Below are 17,230 nucleotides of genomic sequence, written 5' to 3'. Positions count from 1 at the left end.
TTTCAACCGCGCAAGTCGTCATCTGCCGCAGGAATCGCTCCGAATGTCAGCGGCACCGGGTAGCGTTGAAGAAGATCCGGCGACCGAACGGCGCCGATCGGAGGGAGACCCCAAATGGCTCAGATCTGCACCGCAGACCTGTATGACGAGCGCGGCCACGAACTGCAGTCGGTATCGCTGCAGTTCCAGAACATCGGCGGCATGAGCGGTTTTTCCGGCACCATTCGCACGGTCAAGTGCTTCCAGGACAACGCGCTGCTCAAGCAGGTGCTCTCCGGCCCGGGTGACGGCGCCGTCCTCGTGATCGACGGCGGGGGATCGCTCGAGACGGCGCTCGTCGGAGACGTGATCGCTGGCCTCGCGGTCGATAATGGCTGGTCGGGTCTCATTGTCAACGGCGCGATCCGCGACCGCGTGGCGATCGGCACGCTCCCGTTCGGGGTGAAGGCCCTGGGCTCCAACCCGGCCAAGTCCACGAAGACGGGCGAGGGGGAACTCGACGTCGAGGTCGAGATCGGCGGCGTGCGCTTCGTGCCCGGCGCCACGGTCTGGGCAGACGACGACGGGATCCTCGTCGAGAAGTAGTCTCTGCGCGGGTCCGGCGTGCCCGGGCGCGCGCGGCGATCCCTTGGCCGGAACATTCGCGGCCCCGAGCGGATTGATCCGGGGCGTCGCCCCTAGTCGGGCAGCGCCTCGACCTCCTCGGGGCGATCCGGGGAATCGGCGAGCTTCGGCAGAATCTTCAGGAGCTTCTTGACGCCCCGGGTGGTCGTGCCGCCCGCGGCGCGCACCCGCACCTTCAGCTCGGCGTCGCTCGTGACGATCGTGGTCACGGCGCCCGCGGCAGCGAGCTCCTCGGTGACGGCGACGATCGCGTCGTCGCCGACCTCGGCGGCGTCGACCACGCGCACCACCTCCGTGCCACCGATCCCGCGGGCTGAGCCCTCGGTGATCATGATCCAGTCCGGATAGGCGCGCTCCAGGCCGGGCGTCTCCGTTTCCGGGAGGTCGAGGAATCCGGCCCGCACGCCCGCGGGGTTCGCCGCGAGCAGCGTGAGGCGATCGCGCAGCCGCACCGCGGCGCCGCGACGGTCGCGCCACCAGCCGTCGGGCACGGAGCCGATCACGTTCGCCGCGTCCACGATCACGGTCGGGGTGCTCGCGAGCAGCGGACGCAGCAGCTCCCAGCTCTTCGCGAACGCGGGGTGCAGCGGCAGCGCTGTGACCTCGTCGACCGGCACCCAGGCGAGCGCGTGGCTCTCGGGGTCGGTGATTTCTGGTTCGAAGGGCGTGCGCACGTCGGCGATGAGCGTCGTGTAGGTCCAGCCGCCGCGATCGAGCACGTGGGTGTAGCGCGGAATCACGGCCCCATCGGGGATCCCGGCTTCCTCCTGCGACTCGCGGATCGCGCCGTCGATCGCCGACTCGCCCTCGTGGCGGGCCCCGCCGGGGATGCCCCACGTGTCGCCGTGATCGCTCCAGGTGACGCGATGCTGGAGCAGGATCGCGTCGAGATCCCGGTCGTGGATGAGCAGCCCGGCCGCGCCGAAGCGCCCCCAGTAGCGGCCCCCGTCCGACGCGGTCACCCAGGCATCGCCGGAGTCTCGCAGGTCGCTCATGGTTTCAGCGTATCGGGCCGGGCGGGGCAACGCCCGGGAGATTCCGCCCGATGACGGGTGAACTTTAGGGCGCACGGCGTTGGAGCGGGGCCGATGGCTCGAACGGGCCAGGATTTGGCGCGTTCAGTTTCGGGAGCCGGCGCTCGCGCGCTGTGGCCGATCCCCGGAGGCCCAGTGGGCTTCGAGTTCCTCGGTCAGCGGCACGACGACCTGCATGGGGAGCGAGTGGCTCGTGCGCGGCCAGACTTTTGACGTGACATCGGGGATCGCCTCGGTTTTCGGGAGGGATGCCGTCCCCCGCGTGATCGTGCTCGCGTCGGCGAGAGCGACATAGACCGGCATTGCGAGTTGCCCCAGTTGCTCGTCGGACAGCGGTCGCGGAGTCGGAAGCTCCGCGGAGTAGCCCGTGCCACCGAGGGTGATCATCCGGGTGACGGGATCATCGAGGTCCATTTCCTCGGGGTCCTCGCCCGCGACGCGCGCGACCGCGGTGTCTCTCCACTCCTGCGGCAGGAAGGGGAGCGATGCCGGGATCGACCAGAGCAGCGTGCCGATCGGCGGCCAGCCGAGGACGAACGCCGGTTCGAGCAGTGTCAGCGTTGCCACCCGCTCGGGGAAGTGCAACGCCAGGGCCGCGGCGAGGGTTGCCCCGAACGAGTGGCCGACCACGTGGACTCGCTCGATCTTGAGCCGGACCAGGGCGTCCTCGATCCACTCTGCCTGGTCTCGGTCGTCGGTGATCGGCGCGGACTGCGTCGAGGGGCCCGCGTCTCCGATCGCATCGAACGCGTAGACGGTTCGATGCTTGCGCATCTCCGGGAGATTCTCCGACCACATGGGCACGCCGCTGCCGCGTCCGGGGAGGAGCAGCACCGGCGTGGCCGAGGCGTTCGGCCCCACCCACTCGTAACCCCGGACGGTGCCGAACGAGGTTTCCAGGTCGAAGGTGCGCGTGGGCGGGGGCATCTCGGAAAGGGCGCTGGCATACGCCTCGGCGTATGCGTCGTGATCGGCGGAGCTCCGGAAGTGGCCGACCTGCGGGGTTGCGGTGGTCCAGGAGATGACCTGGACCGCGGCGAGCGCGCTCACCACAACGAGTGCCGCGCGCCGGGGCCAGCGCCGAGGCGGCCTCGGCGGATCCGTCTGCTTCGTCACGTTGCGCCCTCCCGGAAATCAATACGTCCGTATCGTAGCATCGATTCGATACGAACGTATTGCTAGGGTGGGTGCATGGTTTCCTCGCCCTCCGACGCCCGCCGCCAGGAGATCATTCAGGCCGTGTGGGTGCTCATCGCGGGCGGGGGGATCGAGCGCGTCACTTTTCGCCGGGTCGCCGATCAGGCCGGCGTGTCCGTCGGCCGGGTGCAGCATCACTTCGGCACCCGCGACGCTCTGGTGCTGGCGGCCTGCGAGACCATGATCGACCTGGCTCACGATCGCTATCAGGATCTGCCCGAGGCCCCCGAGGAGCGCCTCCGGCACATTCTGTTGCACGCGATCCCGGACTCGGATCGGGCGAGATTCGGCGCGAGCGTCTGGCACGCCTATCTCTCAAAATCGGCCGCTGACGAGGAGATCGCCGGGCTCCTCGCCGAGGCGAAGCGTGGCACCGAGGAGGAGATCGCGCGCCTGCTCGAGGATGCTGGCGGTCGGGGGGACAAACTCCTAGCGGACGGGTCCCTGCGTGCCGCCCGCACGCTGCTCGCGATCGCGGACGGCCTGACCGTCCGGGTGCTCATCGGGGATCTTAGCGGTGCCGAAGCGAGAGGGCTCCTCCTGGCCGAACTGCGCAGGGTCAGAGGATCGACGGACCAGGGAAATTCCCCATAGCGTTCCGCCTCAGGTGCGAGATAATAGACACATGGAATTCATCTCCGATCCCGTCACCAAGCTCACCGACGAGCAGTGCTGGGAGCGCCTCGGAACCGAGCAGGTCGGACGTCTCGTCACCCACGTCGTCGATGTCGTGGATGTGGTCCCGATCAACTTCGTTCTCGATGGTCGCACACTCGTCTTCCGCACCGCGGGCGGCAGCAAGCTCGCCGGGCTCACGATCAACAGCGACGTGCTGTTCGAGGTGGACCGCTTCGACGACGAAGGGGGCTGGAGCGTGGTCGTGCGCGGCGAGGCCCGTGCGCTCGAGCTCGAGGCCGAGGTCGCCCAGGCGGAGGCGCTGCCGCTCAAGCCGTTCGTCCCGACACTGAAACCCACCTTCGTGCGCATCACCCCGACGGCCATCTCGGGGCGCGCATTCCGCTTCGGCGAGGAACCGCGACGCGAGGATGAGCAGGAGGGCTAGCCCGCTCATAGTGTCGTGAGGCGCAGCTGGAAGGTTAGCCCGCTCGCGGCGTCGTGCGGCGCAGCTGGTGGGCTAGTCCGGCCGCAGCGTCGCGCGGCGCAGCTGAAGGGTTAGCCCGGCCGGAGCGTGGCGAGGCGCAGCTGCAGCCACAGGACGAGCGTCCGATCCGGATCGAACAGGTCGATCCCGAGCCGCGATTCTGCCTTGCGGATCCGGTAGCGCACGGTCTGCTCGTGCACGCGCAGCCGCTCGGCGACGCGCGGCGCGTTACCGCGCTCCTCCAGCCACGCCAGCAGCGTCGTATGCGTTTCCGCCTCTTGCGCCGCGAGCAGCGCGAGCGTCTCCGGCAGCTGGAGCGCGTCGGATTGCAGGGCGTCCGCGCAGGCCCGCAGCACGAGCTGCGGCTGCACCTTCTCCGAGGTCGCCAGCGAGAATCCCTGCTCGGCGGCGCACTCTGCGATCCGGATCGCGCGCTCCGCATCGACCGCGAACGACGATCCCGGTCGCCGCGGCTCGCCGATGCCGCAGTGGCAGGAGCCGCCGGACAGCCGGGTGAGCTCCGGTACGAGGCGCTCGAGCGAGCGGGACACCGGCTCCGTCGAGCTCGCCGGAACGAGCGCGATGACGCGGCCGTCGATGATCGTGCAGGAGCTACCGGGGAAGTAGACGGAGAGGTGGCGCGAGGCGGCCGTGCGGAGCTCGCTGATGTCTGCGCCCGCGGCGCGTGAGCTTTCGATCGCCACGACCAGGTAGTGCTTCTCGGGGCGGATCCCGAGGACCGTCGTGTCGTTCTCGTGCGGGGAACCCGCGAGGAAGCGGCGGAGCGCGGTCTCCTTCGAACGCTCGTCGCCGTGGTCGAAGCGCCACGCGTCGACGATGTATCCGGCCGCGATCTGGGCCGCGTCGAGCAGCACATCGCGCTTCTCGGGGGAGAGAGGGATCGAGGTGTCGTGCCCCTCGGGGTCGATCGCCCAGATCGAGCCGAGCGTGATGTTTCCCGCCCGCAGCGGCACCGCCGCACGCGGCGAGAACGGCTCCTCGGTGGGGAAGCGCGACACCCCGTCGGTGGAGAACACCTGGCGGTAGCGGATTTCATTGAGGGGCCCGTCCGGAGTGCGCCGGGTCAGAATGCCGTTCGCGCGCAGGCTGTCGATGGCTTGGCCCGCGATCGCCGAGTAGGCGAGGATGTTCCGGCGGTGATCCTCGATCGCGACCGAGCCTCCGAACACCTGCGCGATCGAGTTCGCGAGCGCGAACAGGCGGTCTCCCGAGTTCGTGCCGAGTTGCAGGCCCGCGCCGTGCTCGCCGAGGAGGCGGCTGGCGAGCGCGTCGAACTCGCGCCAGCCGATTTCCGGGGCCAGTGCGAGGAGTTCCAGGTCGTATTCGTCGCACGCCGCGAGCAGCGCCGGGTCGGCAGCGCCCTGCGCGGCCCGGATCACGATTCCGCAGGCGCCCGCGTCCGCGAGCTGCGCGCAGATCGCGGCGAAGCGGTCCTGGGCGAACTCACCGTGGGCGGTGACGAGGATCAGCTGGCCCACCAGGGTTTGCGGTTCGGCCTCGCTGTCGAAGTAGGAGACGCCGGACATCGCTGCCGGGGATTCCGGGGCGTGCAGCACCGTGACGACCCCCTCGCCGAGCTGCCTGACGAGCAGGTCGAGCGGGAGTGCCGCCGACGGGAGACGCGGCGGGGGTGCTTGCGGATCCGATAAGGACATGGCGAAAGATTATCGGATTCGATAACAAGTCTGGGCACACCGCTTTCTACAGTCGATGAGTACACCGACAAAGGAGTGGTCAAGTGGCAATGAGCGAGTTCTACGATCCGGAGTTCCGACGGATCTTCCCGACGCACGCGGCAGTCCGCGCCGACGGGACGCTCGAGGTGGGCGGCTGCTCGGTCCCCGAGCTCGCCGAGACCTACGGCACGCCGCTCTACGTCGTCGACGAGCAGGGGCTGCGCGAGCGCATGCGCGCCTACCGTGAGGGCCTCGCCGCGCGCTGGCCGAACAGCCAGGTCGCGTTTGCGTCCAAGTCGTTTCCGGTGCTCGCCGCATACGCAATTGCGGCCGACGAGGGACTTTCCATCGATGTCGCGGGTGCCGGCGAACTGCTGCTCGCGCTCGAATCGGGCGCCCCCGCCGAGCGCATCCACCTCCACGGCAACGCCAAGAGCGAGGAGGAGCTCGCGCTCGCCGTTGACGCCGGCATCGGCGCGATCGTGATCGACGGTGAGGCCGACGTCGAGCGCCTCACCCGCCTGCTCGACCGGCCCCAGGACGTGCTGGTGCGGATCATCCCCGGCGTCGATCCGCGCGTGCCGAAGGCGATCTCGACCGGCGGCCCGAAGTCGAAGTTCGGCCTCCCGATCCCGCAGGCGAAGGAGCTCATCGAGCGCCTCGCGGATCACCCGTTCATCAACGTGATCGGGCTCCACCTGCACATCGGATCGCAGGTGCTCGAGGTCGAGCCGTTCGAGCGCGCCGTCGAGGCCGTGCGCGAGCTCGGCGAATTCCCCACCTACAACATCGGCGGCGGCCTCGGCGTCGACTACAACGTGAACCACCACGCGCCCGCGCTCGACACCTACCTCGACGCGATCACCGCGGCGGCACGCCGGATCCTCCCCGAGGGGAGCGAGCTCATCATCGAGCCGGGCCGCTCGCTCGTCGCCCGCTCGGGAATGACCGCCTATCAGGTGAACAACGTGAAGCGCACGGGGGAGACCTTCGTCGCCGTCAACGGCGGCCTCGCCGACCAGATGAACGTGGCGCTCATGAACATGGAGTTCACGCCCATCGTTGCCAACCGCGCCGACGCCCAGCCCGACACGACCGCCCAGCTCGTCGGACGCCAGTGCGAATCGGGGGATCTGCTCGTCAATCAGGCGCGCCTCGCCGCGCCGGCGACGGGAGACACGATCGTGCTCGCCGCGACCGGCGCGTACGGCTACACGCTCTCCAACAACTACAACGGGGCGCTCAAGCCCGCCGTCGTGTTCTGCCGCGACGGCGAGAGCCGCCTCGCGGTGCGCCGCCAGACGTATGCCGAGTTCCTCGGCCACCACGTCGGACCGGGGGAGGAGAACTGGGCCTCGCGGCCCTGATCCGCATCCGGATCGGCCCGCCTCGCGATCTTGCCGCCTCGCGATCCGGCCCCCACAACTTCCCGCCCACACACTTTCCGTCCACACCCAATCCACCACTTGCCATCAGCGGCCCCGGCCGCACCCATTCCCCGAGGAAGAGGAACCCATGAAGAAGATCGCCCGCATCACCGCCGCAGCCGCGCTCGCCGCAATGCTCGGACTCACCGCCTGCTCCGGCTCCGACGGCGGCGGATCCTCCGCGCCCGCCGACGACGCACCGAAGCTCACCTCCGGCGTCGACAAGGCCGCTGAGGCCGCGCTGCCGAAGTCGATCCGCGACGCCGGCCAGATCAAGGCCGCCGCTGGCATCCCCTACGCGCCGTTCATCCTCCTGGAAGGCGAGAAGCAGGTCGGCCTCGATCCCGACCTCGCGCAGGCACTCGGCGAGAAGCTCGGCGTCAAGATCGTCATCTCCCATCAGGCATTTGAGACCGTGATCCCGTCGCTGCAGGCGAAGAAGTTCGACATCATCATGTCGGGCATGAACGACACCGTCGAGCGCGAGAAGACCCTCAACTTCGTCGAGGAAATCTACGCGGGCTTCTCGATCGTCGTGAAGAAGGGCAACCCCGAGGGGATCAAGTCCATCGACGACCTGTGCGGAAAGAACGTGGCCGTGCAGAAATCGAGCGCGCAGCTCGAACTCCTCACCGACCTGTCGAAGACCTGCAAGGCCGACGGCAAGGGCGAGGTCAAGGTGCAGCAGCTCCCCACCGCGCAGGACCCGCAGACCGCGCTCAAGGCCGGCCGCGTCGTCGCGTACCCCGTCGACTCGCCCGTCGCCGCCTACACGGTCGCGACCGCGGGCGACGGCAAGGACTTCGAGATGATCAACGATCCGAAGAACCCCGCCGGTATCAACCCCGTGTACACGGGCATCGGCACGCTCAAGGAGAACGAGGCGCTGACCGAGGCGCTGCGCCTCGCCATGCAGTCGCTCATCGACGAGGGCGTCTACGCCGACATCCTCAAGAAGCACAACCTCGACTCCTTCGCGACCGACAAGGCGATCGTGAACGGCGCGTCGACGGCGGCCCAGGGCTAACCATGACGACCACCACCTCAACCGTGGGGACCGGAGAGGACCGGCGCTTCGACATCGAGGCGCTCCCGCTCCGGCGCCCCGGCCGTTGGATCTGGGCGGCCGTGCTCCTCCTCTTCGCCGCCTGGGTGATCCAGGCGCTGTGGACGAACAAGAACATTGACTACTCGATCGTCGGGAAGTTCATGTTCAATTCGGAGATCATCGCCGGCGTCGGCGTGACCCTCGTGGTGACGGCGATCTCGATGATCATCTCGACCGTCCTTGCCGTGATCCTCGCCGCGATGCGCCTCTCCAGCAACCCCATCGCGGTCGCGTTCTCCTCGTTCTACGTGTGGTTGTTCCGCGGCACGCCGTTGCTCGTGCAGATCGTGATCTGGGGCTACTTCGGCCTCATCTTCGAGAAGATCACGCTCGGGATCCCGTTCACCGACGTCGTGTTCTGGCAGGTCGACACGAACTCCCTGCTCAGCGCGTTCGTCGCGGGCATCATCGCGCTCACGCTCAACGAGGCGGCGTACTCGGCGGAGATCGTTCGATCCGGAATGCTGTCCGTCGATTCCGGGCAGAAAGAAGCCGCGGCCTCGCTCGGCATGAGCCCGCTCGAAACCTTCGTCCGGATCCTGCTCCCGCAGGCGATGCGCGTGATCATCCCGCCGCTCGGCAACGAGCTCATCTCGATGATCAAGAACACCTCGCTGCTCTCCCTGATCGCCGTCATGGAGGTGTACACGCGGGCGACGCAGATCTCCGCGCAGAACCTCAAACAGGTGGAACTCCTGATCGTGGTGAGTATCTGGTACCTGATCATCGTGTCGCTGCTGTCGATCCCGCAGCACTACCTCGAGCGCTACTTCGGGCGCGGCGTGGAGCGCAACGCGCCAGTGTCGACGCTGCAGAAGGCGAAGGACATGACCGGGGCGATCGCCGTGCAGCTCGGCGGCGGTAAGAAGAAGGGGGAGCGTCGTGGCTGAACTCAGCGAAACCGCGCTCGTGCAGATCCGCGGGGTGCGCAAGCACTTCGGCGACCTCGAGGTGCTGAAGGGCATCACGATGGACGTGCACGAGGGGCAGGTGACCGTGCTCCTCGGGCCGTCCGGATCGGGCAAATCCACCCTCCTCCGATGCGTCAACCACCTGGAGACCATCGACGGTGGACGGATCATGGTTGACGGCGACGTGATCGGCTACCGCCCTGAGGGGCAGCACCTGCGGGAGATGCACCCGAAGGAGATCGCGCGGCAGCGCCGCTCGATCGGCATGGTGTTCCAGCGGTTCAATCTCTTCCCGCACAAGACCGCCCTCGAAAACATCGTCGAGGCGCCGCTCATCGTGTCGAAGAAGAACCGCGCCGACGCCGTCGCCGAAGCGCGCAGGCTGCTCGAACGCGTCGGCCTCGCCGCCTGGGCCGACCACTACCCGTCGCAGCTCTCGGGCGGACAGCAGCAGCGCGTCGCGATCGCCCGCGCCCTCGCCATGAAACCGAAGCTCATGCTGTTCGATGAGCCCACCTCCGCGCTCGACCCCGAGCTCGTCGGCGAAGTGCTCGACGTGATGAAGGAACTCGCGATGGAGGGCATGACGATGATCGTCGTCACCCACGAGATCGGTTTCGCCCGCGAGGTCGCCGACCAGATCGTATTCATGGACGGCGGCGTCGTCGTCGAGGCCGGCGATCCTGCCTCGCTCGTCGACAACCCGCAGCACGCCCGCACCCGCGGGTTCCTGCAAAGCGTGCTCTAGCTTCTCTTCTCTCCCGATCCGCCGCGGTTTCCGCGGGGCCGGCGAGGCGCGGCGCGCCCGACCGGCCCCGTGGTCACCGGCGGCCAGAAATATGGGTAGGATAGAGGGGTTGCTTCGGCGGCGCCCTCCGGGGAACCGCGGAACACAACGGGCTGTGGCGCAGCTTGGTAGCGCACTTGACTGGGGGTCAAGGGGTCGCAGGTTCAAATCCTGTCAGCCCGACCAATACAGGCTTATTCAAACCTTTGGACTGAATAAGAATGGCATTAGAAGATGGATCTGTTCCTCCCGCGGAAACGCGGGAGGAACTTTTTCTTTCGACACAGCGGTAGCTATGGCTTTCTTTCGTGATGCGGTTCGGTCGCAGTGATGCTGGTCGCGCCAGGTACATAGTGCCTCGCCGCTCATACTCGCAAAGCAGCAGTAGATTTCTCCGAAGCTAACGAACTATTCGAGGGCGGCGTCTCGGGGCTGAAAGCTGATGGGCCGTTAATCCAGCTAGCACGGTCGCAGAGAACATTAGTTGACGCGCTAGGACATGCTCCTGAAGGGAAACCACTGCGCAGCGACGCACCGGTCGGTTCAGTTCTCAAGCTGCGCATACAACAGCGACAAGTCTGCCCTTACACAGAGCCGCTGAGGCGGCTGGGTCTGATGCACGTTTCGGTGACAGTTTGGTTAAGCAGCGAGTGCGACCTGTTTGTTCATGATGCTCTCGTATTCGATCGGCGTCAAACGTCCCAACCGGGCCTGTCTGCGGCGTCGATGATAGGTGCGCTCGATCCATGCCACGATTGCTGACCGGAGTTCGTCTCGGGTGCCCCAGGTCTTGCGATTCAGGACGTTCTTCTGGAGCAGGCTGAAGAACGATTCCATAGCCGCGTTGTCGCCCGCAGCACCCACACGCCCCATCGAGCCGGCCATCCTGTGACCGGGGAGAGCGCGCTGTAGTTTCCGGCTTCGAAACTGAGACCCACGATCCGTGTGCAGCACACACCCTGCGACATCACCGCGGCGAAGCACGGCGTTGTTCAACGCGGTCACCGCAAGCGAGGAGGTCATTTGCGCGTCGATGGAGTAGCCGACAATCCGGTTGGAGAAGACGTCTTTCACCGCGCAGAGATAGAGCTTGCCTTCACCAGTCCAATGCTCGGTGATGTCCGAAAGCCATAACTCGTTCGGCGCAGCGGCCACGAACTCGCGCTGCACCAGGTCGTCATGAACGGGCGGGCCAGGCTTTCTGCCTTTCCCGCGGGCTTTCTTCTTCCCAAACGCTGACCACCACTGCTGATCACGACAAAGCCGCCACGCAGTTCTGTCAGCCATCTGCTCGCCGAGGCTCTTCGCTTCGTCTGCGAGGAACCGGTACCCGAACTCGGGGTCTTCAAGGTGGGCGTCGTGGAGCGCGTTCGCGCGATACGCCTGCGTAAGGTCACGCTCAGTCACTGGGTTGCGGAGCCAGCGGTAGTAAGGCTGGCGGGAAAGCTTCAATACCCGGCACGACACCACGACAGGGACCCCGTCATTGGCGAGCCCTTTCACGAGCGGGTAGAGACTTTTCCCGGCAGATGCGCCTGCGAGAGATACGCGGCCGCACGACGAAGCACTTCCACTTCTTGCTCAAGGAGCTTGTTCCGTTTACGAAGCTCACGCAGCTCAGCGTTCTCAGACCGGGTCACGCCGGGTTTCTGGCCCTGTTCGACGCGTTCCTCTCGAAGCCATTTATCGAGGGTTCCGACGTGGATGCCGAAGTCCTTCGCGATCTGCACGAGTGTCACTTCCGGGCCGCGATTTACCGCGATCCGGATGACGTCATCACGGAACTCTTTCGGGTAACGAGGAGGCATAGGTTCATCCTTCCAGGCCAGCCGAAACTAGCCATGTTGAATGTCACCCAAACGTGCATCAGACCCCTACGTCGCGCATTCACGCATTCGGTAGGAGCAGTTCAGCTTGGGTAAGAAGTTGCAGCAATCCTTCTGCACGAACTTTTTCGTCAGAGAACCTCGAGTAACCGTATAGGTCAAGCCCGACCGTGGCCAGGACTGCTGGCTGTCGGTTAAATCCTTCAACGGAGTATAGCTTCGGGGCTTGTCTGCCCGGATAGACGATTACTGCCACTGGAGCGCGGAGTACGGCAGCCGTACTAAGTGCTTGGTAGCGATGCGACTCCTGAGGATGCTCTTTCGGAGAGGTGTATTTTGCTTCGAATGAAGCGGCCACTGAACCATCTGTGCGCTGAAGCACTCCGTCTGGCACCACCCAGCCTGCTACAGAACTTCCGTGCTGCAGAAGGGGATAGTTCTTCTTCTTTCTCATTTGGAGAGCCGCGGCGGGCGTACGCTCAACGGCGCTCAATACTCGCTCCAGCAGCGTTTCTAAGAGTGGCCACGGCTCAACCGCCACCTCGAGTCCAACAGAGTGGCCGGGGTCATTCACAACTGATTTGTTCCGTAGAATGGCCGCCGCAATGTCCCAAGCAGGTCGGTAGTTAGACCACTGGGAGGGTAACCGCAGGTTTGCGACTGCCGGATTCAAGAATGACGGAAGTGCAATGCCCGGTACAACCTCTGACTCTAACCTCCGAAGCTTTGACGCGAGAGACGAACTGGGAACTGACCGACGTAAGACCCTAGAAACAATTGACAATCCCCGCGCAAAGTCATTCTCAATTGTTAGCTCGTCGCGATCTATCGGAAACGAAACTGGGTCACGCCATAGACGACGCGTGTACGCGCCGACATTCAGATGTCCATCTATCCGCCGGGAGACGTGCCTGCGACGTTCAAAGATCTCAACTGGCCCGTCCTTCTTCAACGCCGTAGAAAGCCTGCGCTCAAATTCAAACGCAATCATGGCGGTCAAATCCGTGTGGCTTTCCCCTTGGGATGACCGCTGAGATCCAGTAACCGAGATTCGCGAAGTGCTTGTTAACAGCTGGACTGCTGCCTCAGGCCAAGAGTCCAGACCTGAGATCTTGGGGTCAACCTGCAATATACTTCCGTTTGCTAACCGCACGGATCCGATTAGGTTTTTCACCTCTACAGTTGAGCCTTGGCGAGCGATCTGGGGCCTGCGCGGCTTGAGTACTCCGGATAGCCCCTGTACTGCATCATAGACTTCTCTGGCGATCGCATCTGGAAGCGATGCCTCGACATGCTCAGTAAGGGTCAATCGGGAGTTCATCTACGCTCCAGCGAGACGTTTCAGCTCAGTGAGCTGTTCAAACGTGCCGAGTTCGCTCAACATATTGAACTCAAGTCGAGGTCGAGCATACTGTTCGAATGCAGGGTTTGTTTGCCCCCAATATGCGGCGCGAGTCTGAGCGGCGCTGACTGTCTCGGACTGCTGCCCCGCCCTCAAGATGAACGAAAGCGTGTCTTCATCGTCCTGAAGTGCAAGCCTAAGGGTCTGAACAATCCGCATATCCCACGCATTTGCAAGGGAGGCGAGTGCTTCTGTACTTGACGCACCGCCGACACTCCAGAAGTTCGAGTGGCCAAGCGTGAAATCACGTCCTAGCGAGGCTTCAATTCGCTCATTCAGTCTCTTGAGAAGAGTCACGGCGAGTTGAGCAACGGAGCTCGTTGTCCAATGCTGCCAATCCGCGTCAAGGTCGGCATCTGGATTTGCCATCAGCTGTTCAGACAAGACTTTGTAGCTGGGCATGATTTCAACGATTGAGAAACGCCGTCGGAGCGCAGCATCAAGGGGCGCAACACTTCGGTCACTCGAGTTCATCGCCGCGACAATCCAAAGTGTCTTCGGCAGCGTGAGCCGTGTATCAATCATTGTTTCACCGTCGGCACCGAACTCGCTCGGCACCTCAAGCGGAAGCCCGAAGGAGGGGAGTTCCACCTGTGCTACGTCCCGCTTGTCTTTGTCGAGCAAAGCTAGCGTATCTCCGAGAATTGCCGCTGCATTCCCTCTATTGAATTCATCCAAGACGAGAAGAGCACGGCGCCCGTTCGAGGCGTACTGAGCAAGATTTACAAGCGGACCTGTGGTTACGCCCACTGAGACGGCGTTACCTTTCACCTTGGGAAGGAGACCAACAACGAGGTTGTCATACGTGTAGCTCGGATGAAAGACGACAGTGGATGCTTTTCCGGGCTCCGCGGATTCTGCCGAATCCGACCATGCTGCGTAGGTCTCGTCTGGATCAAACAGGACACCAATGCCCGGCTTCTCGATGTGACGAGCAAGCTTGTCGAGTAACACCGACTTGCCTGTACCGGGTGGGCCGATAAGCAGAAGATTCGGGTTCTCCTCGAGGCGATCAAGAGCACCCTGCACGTCGTCGTCTACGGACGCGTCTGGGATTTCCGTCCCCAGGCAAGTGGCCTTTCGTCCCATCTTGTTGACGAGTCGTTCAACAAATTCAGGGAGAAGGTCGGTGCTTGCGTAGTCCATTCCCGCAGGGGGTGTCCGTAGGTAGGAACGGACGTGAAGGACATCGTCTTCCCCCCGCAACTTAACGGCAACCAAGTATGCGTCCGGATTGCTTGCATTGAATTGGTCGATTGCGGCCTTCGCATCCGCTGCCGTTGTGGCCGCCCCGTTTCCAATCAACGGGCTCGGTGCTGCAGCATTCGAATTTGACCTCATCCGCCAAGGTTCGGGGGCGCTCCACGGCAAATTGGCCCCTTTTACGCGGTTCCAACGGAGGACGAAGCGTCCAGAAGACCAATAAAAGGAGCCGGCTACCTGCCCACCAGGCCACTTAATTGTCAAGCTGTGCGACTGTCCAGAAGCTTGTCGGAGCCCGTAGAGGTTCTCTACCACCTCACCTGCAGGACCCGCGATCTGGAGATGGTCTTTTGTGAATCCATCTTCTGTCCCAAACCGACCGTACGTCCACTTCTGGGTTGAACCGCCGTAGTACCAAACCCAAACTGCTTCAACTGGAGTCGCGACCACGCTGTCAACTACCTTCCGACGATTATCGCCTCCGGCGATTTACGGGCTTCAACTTCACGCTTGCTCTGAGCTGCCAATGAACGATGCGTGGTGAAACCGATAATATCTGCGTTCGGGAATAGCTCGCGAACTCCTGGCGTGTCTCGATTGGACATCACCCATCTGATTCCGCGTTTTGACAAGTCGTTACAGATGTCAGCAAGTTGAAGTAAATCTTCCTCCCCGAAGACCTTTGCAGTGTATTTGTTGAACTTCGAGGTCGGTTCCTTTTCAACGTCCGACTTCGTGAAAACGGGCAAGTAGGGCGGATCAAGATACACGAAGTCCCCTGGCATGGCCTTTGCGAGGACCGTCCTGAAATCTTCTGCCCTAACATCAGCGATTCGCAAGGTATTTGCTATTGCCACGAAGGTTTCCTCACTGAAGCTCTTGAACTGACGATCACCCCAGGGGACATTCATCGCGCCAGTCTTGGAGTTTTCTCTCCATAGGTGATTCCAGGAAACTCCATTGAGGTACAGAAACCTAGCGGCGGTTTCAATCAGCCCTGTAGGAGCCTCGGACCGCACCTGATAGTAGAAGTCCTTGGAGTCGTGCTCCTTGTACCACTCCAAGCGGGGGCGAAGTTCTTCCTGATGATCCCGCATTGCTACCCAAGCCGCGACAAGGTGCTGGTTTAGGTCGGCAAGATATGCCGTTCCAGCAATACGATCTTGAACTCCAAAGAACATCGCTCCGCCACCGAGGAATGGCTCAAAATAGTTCTTGAACTCTTCGGGGATATAGGGCAAAATTTTGGGCAAAAGGCGCGTCTTACCGCCTACCCATCTGACAAACGGGCGCCGCGCAAGGATTTCCGGTGTGGAAGGTGTTACTACTCCTGAGGTGCCAATTGTCATGATTGTGGTTGTGTCTCCCGAGTAATGTCGTGCGTTCATGCCATTGTATTTATAGTGGCCGCAAAGGACATTGAGGCGTGCCCAAACTCGGAAAGTGGGTGTGGAAATGGCTGACGTTCAACTGGTCTGGCCTAATAAGGAACTCTCGCTCTGCGCCGCCGGACTTACCGGCTACGAGTGGGTTCAGCCAACTGATCGTCGACTCGCCAAGCCGCTCAGATTTACAAAGCTCAGCAATGGAACTTTGACTAGCCAGTCGAATCTGCTTGCCATCGGGGATGGCCTTGATGTACTTGAAGCGCTGAAGGAAAACACCTCAGTTTTGGGTTCGGGCATTCGACTTGTCTATATTGATCCGCCTTTTAACACTCAGGTGAACTTCCGCCAGTACAACGACACAATGCAACGTCCGATGTGGCTGAGCATGATGCGTGACCGCCTGGCCGCCATTAAGCCACTTCTGACCGAGGATGCCAGCATTTGGGTTCACCTGGATGATGCCGAGGTACACAGGGCTCGCGCAATCATGGACGAGGTTTTTGGTGAACAAGCATTTGTAGCGTCTGTCATTTGGCAGAAGAAGACGACACGGGACTCGCGCGCAGCATTTTCCTCAAACCACGACACCATTCTTGTTTATGCTCCAAGTGGGCCGAAACGATGGAAGACTTCTCGCAATCTCTTAAGTAAGGATGAAGCACTTCTTCGCAACCGTGATGATGACCCACGTGGCCCTTGGGCTGACGCTCCTTTCACAGCCCCGGGGTATCGCAAAGCCCAGCAGTATGACATTGTGACTCCTAATGGTGACTCCTTGCGCCCACCGCGAGGTCGCTCATGGTACGCAACAGAGTCGACCTACAAAGAACTCGTGGCGGAAGACCGGATCTGGTTTCCGAAGAATGGCAGCGGCTCACCCCGCATCAAGTTATTCGCTCATCAGCTTCGTGGCTTGGTTCCATTTACTGTTTGGGGCTCTGGCGATACCGGCACGAACGATGAGGCAAAGCGTCATCTAATGGCTCTCTTCCCAGATGCGGAAGTTTTTGATACCCCGAAGCCAGAGAACTTGCTTGAACGCATTATTCATATCGCCACAAACCCCGGAGAACTTGTCGTAGACATTTTTGGTGGAAGTGGCACGACTGCTGCCACAGCGCACAAGATGAGACGGCGCTGGATTCTGGCCGAGCGAAACACGCAAACGGTTCTTGAATTCATCGTTCCACGCTTGAACAGCGTCATTGAAGGCACTGACCCTGGAGGAATCACAGCGGCCGTTTCTTGGGGTGGTGGTGGAAGCTATGAGATTGCGCATGTCACTCCACGGCTAGGTACGCTAACAGATCCGCATCGTGCTGCCGCAGTCAAGAAGAAGATTGCATCGCTGAACCAGGCAATGCACAAACGCGGGGCTGCTTAGCTGTTGCAAGGCGGAATGTTGACTGGAAATGAGAGCAACTCGCCAACCTGGGACTCGGTCTTTGGCGACCTTGACGTGCGGCCTCTTGATTCGTGAATGAATTAGCCTGGTTTGAGTTCCGCCCGGTTTCCCTGTCACCC

15 protein-coding genes and 1 tRNA gene are annotated in these 17,230 nt (G+C 62.9%); 9 read left to right on the top strand and 7 right to left on the bottom strand.

The window, feature by feature from the left end; genetic code table 11:
• Positions 1 to 114 precede the first annotated feature (114 nt).
• Complete coding sequence (gene rraA / locus JD292_RS11935) at positions 115 to 585, top strand: ribonuclease E activity regulator RraA (RefSeq protein ID WP_200132968.1); 471 nt, start codon at positions 115 to 117, stop codon at positions 583 to 585.
• 92 nt (positions 586 to 677) lie between these two features.
• Here the strand turns inward: rraA and JD292_RS11930 are convergent, their stop codons facing one another.
• Positions 678 to 1,619, bottom strand: coding sequence for an NUDIX domain-containing protein (locus JD292_RS11930; protein WP_200132967.1), 942 nt, complete (start codon positions 1,617 to 1,619; stop codon positions 678 to 680).
• A 123-nt stretch (positions 1,620 to 1,742) separates the two neighbouring features.
• Positions 1,743 to 2,774 carry an alpha/beta fold hydrolase gene (locus tag JD292_RS11925; RefSeq protein WP_200132966.1) on the bottom strand — a complete coding sequence of 344 codons (1,032 nt, stop codon included), beginning with the start codon at positions 2,772 to 2,774 and terminating at the stop codon, positions 1,743 to 1,745.
• Between the two features lie 75 nt (positions 2,775 to 2,849).
• Here JD292_RS11925 and JD292_RS11920 point away from each other — a divergent pair, with 75 nt between their 5' ends.
• Both JD292_RS11920 and JD292_RS11915 read left to right on the top strand, forming a co-directional pair.
• Positions 2,850 to 3,449 (top strand): TetR/AcrR family transcriptional regulator, encoded by a 600-nt coding sequence (locus JD292_RS11920; protein ID WP_200132965.1) that lies wholly within the window; start codon positions 2,850 to 2,852, stop codon positions 3,447 to 3,449.
• 31 nt (positions 3,450 to 3,480) lie between these two features.
• The gene (locus JD292_RS11915; protein ID WP_200132964.1) at positions 3,481 to 3,918 is read left to right on the top strand and encodes a pyridoxamine 5'-phosphate oxidase family protein; all 438 of its coding nucleotides are present in this window, start codon (positions 3,481 to 3,483) and stop codon (positions 3,916 to 3,918) included.
• Positions 3,919 to 4,028: 110 nt separating this feature from the next.
• Here the strand turns inward: JD292_RS11915 and JD292_RS11910 are convergent, their stop codons facing one another.
• The gene (locus JD292_RS11910) at positions 4,029 to 5,633 is read right to left on the bottom strand and encodes a helix-turn-helix domain-containing protein (protein WP_200132963.1); all 1,605 of its coding nucleotides are present in this window, start codon (positions 5,631 to 5,633) and stop codon (positions 4,029 to 4,031) included.
• 89 nt (positions 5,634 to 5,722) lie between these two features.
• Between JD292_RS11910 and lysA the strand changes: the two genes are divergently transcribed.
• The 5 genes from lysA to JD292_RS11885 all read left to right on the top strand — a co-directional run bounded on the left by lysA (position 5,723) and on the right by JD292_RS11885 (position 10,073).
• On the top strand, positions 5,723 to 7,021 hold the full coding sequence (gene lysA / locus JD292_RS11905) for a diaminopimelate decarboxylase (RefSeq protein ID WP_200133015.1): 1,299 nt from the start codon (positions 5,723 to 5,725) through the stop codon (positions 7,019 to 7,021).
• 148 nt (positions 7,022 to 7,169) lie between these two features.
• The gene (locus JD292_RS11900) at positions 7,170 to 8,108 is read left to right on the top strand and encodes an ABC transporter substrate-binding protein (RefSeq protein WP_200132962.1); all 939 of its coding nucleotides are present in this window, start codon (positions 7,170 to 7,172) and stop codon (positions 8,106 to 8,108) included.
• A gap of 2 nt (positions 8,109 to 8,110) precedes the next feature.
• Positions 8,111 to 9,079 carry an amino acid ABC transporter permease gene (locus tag JD292_RS11895; protein WP_200132961.1) on the top strand — a complete coding sequence of 323 codons (969 nt, stop codon included), beginning with the start codon at positions 8,111 to 8,113 and terminating at the stop codon, positions 9,077 to 9,079.
• A complete protein-coding gene (locus JD292_RS11890) occupies positions 9,072 to 9,848 on the top strand; it encodes an amino acid ABC transporter ATP-binding protein (protein WP_200132960.1) in 777 nt (258 codons plus the stop codon). The genes JD292_RS11895 and JD292_RS11890 overlap by 8 nt, the downstream gene beginning before the upstream one ends.
• Positions 9,849 to 9,996: 148 nt before the next feature.
• Positions 9,997 to 10,073: transfer RNA gene (locus JD292_RS11885), tRNA-Pro, on the top strand.
• Positions 10,074 to 10,526: 453 nt separating this feature from the next.
• On the opposite strand, the gene JD292_RS11880 is transcribed toward JD292_RS11885, so the two are convergent.
• The 4 genes from JD292_RS11880 to JD292_RS11865 form a co-directional block, all read right to left on the bottom strand.
• Positions 10,527 to 11,695, bottom strand: a protein-coding gene (locus JD292_RS11880) for an IS3 family transposase (protein ID WP_200132959.1) whose coding sequence is annotated in 2 segments (ribosomal slippage) — positions 10,527 to 11,408 and positions 11,411 to 11,695 — 1,167 coding nt in all. Because the reading frame shifts where the segments join, the coding sequence is not laid out codon by codon here.
• 79 nt (positions 11,696 to 11,774) lie between these two features.
• Positions 11,775 to 13,034, bottom strand: coding sequence for a 5-methylcytosine restriction system specificity protein McrC (locus JD292_RS12535; RefSeq protein ID WP_200132958.1), 1,260 nt, complete (start codon positions 13,032 to 13,034; stop codon positions 11,775 to 11,777).
• Positions 13,035 to 14,261, bottom strand: coding sequence for an AAA family ATPase (locus tag JD292_RS11870; protein ID WP_200132957.1), 1,227 nt, complete (start codon positions 14,259 to 14,261; stop codon positions 13,035 to 13,037).
• 515 nt (positions 14,262 to 14,776) lie between these two features.
• Positions 14,777 to 15,667 (bottom strand): DNA adenine methylase, encoded by an 891-nt coding sequence (locus JD292_RS11865; protein ID WP_200132956.1) that lies wholly within the window; start codon positions 15,665 to 15,667, stop codon positions 14,777 to 14,779.
• 94 nt (positions 15,668 to 15,761) lie between these two features.
• On the opposite strand from JD292_RS11865, the gene JD292_RS11860 reads away from it, so the two are divergent.
• A complete protein-coding gene (locus tag JD292_RS11860) occupies positions 15,762 to 17,090 on the top strand; it encodes a site-specific DNA-methyltransferase (RefSeq protein ID WP_200132955.1) in 1,329 nt (442 codons plus the stop codon).
• The last annotated feature ends 140 nt before the right edge of the window (positions 17,091 to 17,230 follow it).

This window comes from Leucobacter edaphi, assembly GCF_016522535.1.
Classification (GTDB): Bacteria; Actinomycetota; Actinomycetes; order Actinomycetales; family Microbacteriaceae; genus Leucobacter; species Leucobacter edaphi.
The sequence above is the reverse complement of the archived record's forward strand: the minus strand, read 5'-3'. Positions and strand labels throughout refer to the sequence as shown.